The sequence below is a fragment of the Mesorhizobium sp. M7A.F.Ca.US.006.04.2.1 genome, assembly GCF_004022915.1.
GTDB classification, from domain to species: Bacteria; Pseudomonadota; Alphaproteobacteria; order Rhizobiales; family Rhizobiaceae; genus Mesorhizobium; species Mesorhizobium ciceri.
Window position 1 is genome coordinate 1 of sequence record NZ_RZQA01000503.1, and the last position, 4,830, is coordinate 4,830.

A 4,830-nucleotide genomic window follows, 5' to 3' on the forward strand; every position below is an offset into this window, starting at 1 on the left:
GGTTGAAGGCGCTCGAAGCCAGAGGCAGGCCGGAAGACCGGCTGATGATCGAGCATCTGCGGGGCGGCGGAAAATAATGGGCGCAATCATCGCTTTTGTAGCGTTGCTTTTGCTGCTGCTTGGCGCGGTGACGATCTTTCTGCGTGCCGAGCCAGCGAAACTGGCGGGCACGCTGCGAACGCTCGGGCCGGCTCTTCTGGCAGTTGTCGGCGTCGCCGTGCTGGTGGTCGGCCGTGAAGGCATCGGCGGCATGATCCTCACCGCGGCAATTGCCTGGTATGGTTCCATGCGAATGAAACGCCAGCCGGCGGGGCTTGCACCGGGCAAACGATCGACGGTGCGCACAGCGGCATTGGAAATGGAGCTCGATCACGATACCGGCGGCCTCGAAGGACTGGTCCTGGCTGGCCGCCACGAAGGCAAGATGCTTGGCGCGATGGGGCTGGTGGAATTGCAGCACCTCTACCGCGAACTCTCCGGTGATCCGGAGAGCCGGCAGTTGCTAGAGACGTATCTTGACGGCAGATTTCCCGTCTGGCGCAAAAACACTGAGACGAACGGTGGCGAAGGGCTGGGTGTTGCGCCAGGTCCGGGCGCCATGACTAAGGAGGAGGCCTACAAGGTCCTTGGTCTTGAAGCGGGGGCCGCCGCGGCGGATGTCCGCCAGGCGCACCGCCGCCTGATGCAGCGCCTGCACCCCGATGTCGGCGGCACGTCTTTCCTGGCGGCGCGGATTAACGAAGCCAAGGACGTCTTGCTCTCCAATCACAACTAGTCTCCTTCGACGCAGAATTTTTCCGGGAGATGATTTCCACGCCGTCCTACTGCTGGACGGCGTAGCACTCGATGTTCTTCTTCTTCAAAGCGGTGCAGGCCTTCCAGGCGGCGGTCTTCGAACCGAAGCCGCCGAAGCGGGCGCGATAGTAGGTGACGCCGTCCTTGTCGAAGGCGACGGTGAAGCCGGAGGCGTCGGCCAGCACCTTGGGCGCCTGCTTGGTGGTCTTGTCGAGGAAGGCCTGTGCCTCGGACTGCTTTGGCGACGAGGCGACCTGAATGGCCCAGCCTGACGGCACCGACGCCGTGTTGACCGGGTCGACGGCCGCTGGCGTTGGCTCGGCATAGGCAGCGACGACCTGGGCCGTCGCGACCTGGGGAGCTGAAACGATGACGGTCTTGACCTTTCTGGTCTTGACGACGGGGGCTGCTTCTTCGGCCTGCGGGGTATCGTCTTCCGCGACCGTGGCGTCCTCGGCGACGGTGGCGTCGTCCTGCGCCACAACAGGCTTGTCATCGGGCGTCGGAGCGTCATGCTTGGGCAGGAGAACCTGGGCGAGGGCGGTGACCGGGTTGTTGCCGCCGGCCTTGGCCACCAGATCGCCACCGCCGCGAGTCGATGCCCTCGGCAGATAGGTGTTGATCAAGCTGGCCATCTGATTGTCGCGGCTGCGGCCGGAACTGCCGCCCATGACCACGCCGACGATGCGGCGATTGCCGTCGGAAACCGACGAGACGAGGTTGAAGCCGGAGGCGCGGGTGTAGCCCGTCTTGATGCCGTCGACACCCTTGATGCGTCCGAGCAGGCGATTGTGACCGTTGATGCGCTGACGCCCGTAGAGGAAGGAGCGCTGCGAGAAATAGCCGTAATATTGCGGAAAATGCTCGCGCAGCGCGATGCCGAGCGTCGCCATATCGCGCGCGGTGGTGAACTGGCCAGGGTCTGGCAGGCCATTGGCGTTGCGGAACACGGTGCCGTTCATGCCCAGCGCACGCGCCTTGGCGGTCATCATGCGGGCAAAAGTGGTTTCATTGCCGCCGAGCATTTCGCCGAGCGCGGTGGCCGAGTCGTTCGCCGACTTGGTGACGATCGACAGGATCGCGGTCTCGACCGTGACCGAACCGCCCGGCTTCACGCCAAGTTTCGTCGGCGCCTCGGCTGAGGCCTTGGCGGAAAACACCACTGGCGTATTCCTGCTGATCTTGCCCTTCGCCATCGCTTCGAAGGTCAGGTACAGCGTCATCATCTTGGTCAGCGAAGCTGGATAGCGCCTGCCGTTGGCATCTGCGGAGTAAAGCACCTTGCCAGTCTTGGCATCCACGACGATGGCCGCCTGCTTGGCCGCCAGCGACGAGGCAACGTCTCCAAAAACGAATGTCATCGCCAAGGCGATGATCATCATCGTTTTGAGAGGGGAGGTGGATTTGGAAACGATGCCCAACAACGCCTTACGCACTGGTACTTCCCTTGGATTTCTTCGTTGCGTTGGAGGCGGCAAAGGGTCCTGCCTCGCTTCCGGCCAAGCTACCGGCGCAGCGTTACCAATCCGTTTATGGTAACCGCCGCGTTCACCATTTTCTTCGTGCTTGAAGCTCTCTTTATTCGATTTTTAGCCATTGGCTGCGCAGGCGGGTCCGCAAGCCCGCGAAATCTTGACTTTTGTGCGGCGCACAATATATTATCTTGCATTGCACAAGGGCGCCCCGAAGAAGGACGCCTCAACCGTCAAGGGAATCGTGAAATGACCCAGACCTATGAGGACTTCAGCAAATACGGCAAAGAGTTCGCCGACACCGGATTGAAGAGCTTCGCGTCGCTCTCCAAGGGCGCACAGGCGATTGCCACCGAGGCTGGTGAATACACCAAGAAGAGTTTTGAAACCGGCAGCGCCACTGTGGAGAAGCTGTTTTCAGCCAAGTCGCTGGAAAAGGCCATCGAGATCCAGTCGGACTATGCCAAGCAGTCCTATGAGGCTTTCGTCGCCGAGGCCACCAAGATTGGCGATCTCTATGCCGAACTCGCCAAGGAAGCCTACAAGCCATTCGAATCGATCGTTGCCAAGGCGAAGTAATTTCGCCCGGGCGAACTGATTTCGCCTGACGTGACCCAGATTCAGCCTTTTGACCCGAGAAAAAGCCCGGCCGTGGAAACGTGGCCGGGCTTTTTCGTGTCAATTTCCGTTCCAGAGCCTCGCGCCCCTTCACGATTGCGAAAATCGTCCAAGTTTGGTGACCTAGCCATATTGTCAGCTAACCAGAAGGGCTTAAAATCGTACATCGAACACCTACATGTCGAACTCGCATGGGGAATCGAAAGAGGCAGGAATACGTGACGATCGGTTTGACTGCCACGAGACGCGTGGTGCGAATGCAAGACGGCGACGGTAACGGCAATGGGGCCGGCCGTGGGACGGCCGTTATCACGCGCACCAAAACCAAGACCAAGAAGCCCAGCCTTTATCGGGTCCTCATCCTCAACGACGACTACACTCCGATGGAGTTCGTGGTTCACGTGCTGGAGCGTTTTTTCCAGAAGGATCGCGAAGCCGCCACACGCATCATGCTTCATGTTCACAATCATGGAGTGGGCGAGTGCGGGGTCTATACATTCGAGGTGGCCGAGACCAAAGTGTCCCAGGTCATGGATTTCGCCCGACAGAATCAGCATCCGCTGCAATGCGTGATGGAGAAGAAGTGAGGTAACATGCCGGCTTTCTCCCAAGGCCTGGAAAAGGCGCTTCACCAGGCGCTGACGCTCGCCAATGAGCGGCACCATGAATATGCAACCCTAGAACATCTGCTGCTCGCGCTCATCGACGATACCGAGGCGGCCGCCGTCATGCGCGCCTGCAATGTCGATCTCGATGAGCTCAAGCATACGGTTCTCACCTATATCGACACCGAGCTGGACAACCTCGTCACCGGCTACGACGAGGACTCCAAGCCGACGGCCGGTTTCCAGCGCGTCATCCAGCGCGCGGTGATCCATGTGCAGTCTTCTGGCCGCGAGGAAGTGTCGGGCGCCAACGTGCTCGTCGCTATCTTCGCCGAGCGCGAGAGCCATGCCGCTTATTTCCTGCAGGAACAGCAGATGACCCGCTACGATGCGGTCAACTACATCTCGCACGGCATTGCCAAGCGTCCGGGCGCGTCGGAGACACGCTCGCCGCGCGGCGCCGACGACGAGCAGGGCGGCCAGAACGGCGCCGAGCCGCAAGAGGAAGGCGGCAAGAAGAAGCAGCAGCAGGACGCGCTGACGGCTTATTGCGTCAACCTCAACAACAAGGCCAAGGCCGGCAAGATCGATCCGCTGATCGGCCGCGAGTCCGAGATCAACCGCACCATCCAGGTGCTGTGCCGCCGCTCCAAGAACAACCCGCTCTATGTCGGTGACCCCGGCGTCGGCAAGACGGCGATCGCCGAGGGCCTGGCCAAGCGCATCGTCGAGGGCGACGTTCCCGAAGTGCTGCACAATGCAACCATCTTCGCGCTCGACATGGGCACGCTGCTCGCCGGCACGCGCTATCGCGGTGATTTCGAGGAACGGCTGAAGCAGGTCGTCAAGGAGCTCGAGGATTATCCTGGCGCCGTGCTGTTCATCGACGAGATCCACACGGTGATCGGGGCAGGGGCGACTTCAGGCGGCGCCATGGATGCGTCCAACCTGTTGAAGCCGGCGCTGTCGTCGGGTGCGATCCGCTGCATCGGCTCGACCACCTACAAGGAATTCCGCCAGTTCTTCGAGAAGGACCGTGCCTTGGTGCGGCGCTTCCAGAAGATCGACGTCAACGAGCCGACCATCGAGGACGCGATCGAGATCATGAAGGGCCTCAAGCCCTATTATGAGGAGTTCCACAAGGTGAAGTTCACCAACGAGGCGATCAAGGCCTCGGTGGAGCTGTCGGCACGCTACATCAACGACCGCAAGCTGCCGGACAAGGCGATCGACGTGATCGACGAGACCGGCGCCTCGCAGATGCTGGTGCCGGAAGCCAAGCGCAAGAAGACTATCGGCATCAAGGAGATCGAGGCGACGATCGCCACCATGGCCCGCAT

5 protein-coding genes are annotated in these 4,830 nt (G+C 60.9%); 4 read left to right on the forward strand and 1 reads right to left on the reverse strand.

Annotated elements, in window-relative coordinates:
- Positions 1–76 precede the first annotated feature (76 nt).
- Positions 77–775, forward strand: coding sequence for a DnaJ domain-containing protein (locus tag EN925_RS23720; RefSeq protein ID WP_127388340.1), 699 nt, complete (start codon positions 77–79; stop codon positions 773–775).
- Positions 776–821: 46 nt separating this feature from the next.
- Here the strand turns inward: EN925_RS23720 and EN925_RS23725 are convergent, their stop codons facing one another.
- Positions 822–2,231 carry a D-alanyl-D-alanine carboxypeptidase gene (locus EN925_RS23725; RefSeq protein ID WP_013531777.1) on the reverse strand — a complete coding sequence of 470 codons (1,410 nt, stop codon included), beginning with the start codon at positions 2,229–2,231 and terminating at the stop codon, positions 822–824.
- 285 nt (positions 2,232–2,516) lie between these two features.
- On the opposite strand from EN925_RS23725, the gene EN925_RS23730 reads away from it, so the two are divergent.
- The 3 genes from EN925_RS23730 to EN925_RS23740 all read left to right on the forward strand — a co-directional run.
- Positions 2,517–2,846: a phasin family protein gene (locus tag EN925_RS23730; protein ID WP_013531776.1), complete on the forward strand. Its 330-nt coding sequence runs from the start codon at positions 2,517–2,519 to the stop codon at positions 2,844–2,846.
- A gap of 296 nt (positions 2,847–3,142) precedes the next feature.
- Positions 3,143–3,472 carry an ATP-dependent Clp protease adapter ClpS gene (clpS, locus tag EN925_RS23735; RefSeq protein WP_023812950.1) on the forward strand — a complete coding sequence of 110 codons (330 nt, stop codon included), beginning with the start codon at positions 3,143–3,145 and terminating at the stop codon, positions 3,470–3,472.
- A gap of 6 nt (positions 3,473–3,478) precedes the next feature.
- Positions 3,479–4,830: AAA family ATPase (locus tag EN925_RS23740; protein WP_128336977.1), on the forward strand; the 1,352-nt coding region annotated here is incomplete at its 3' end.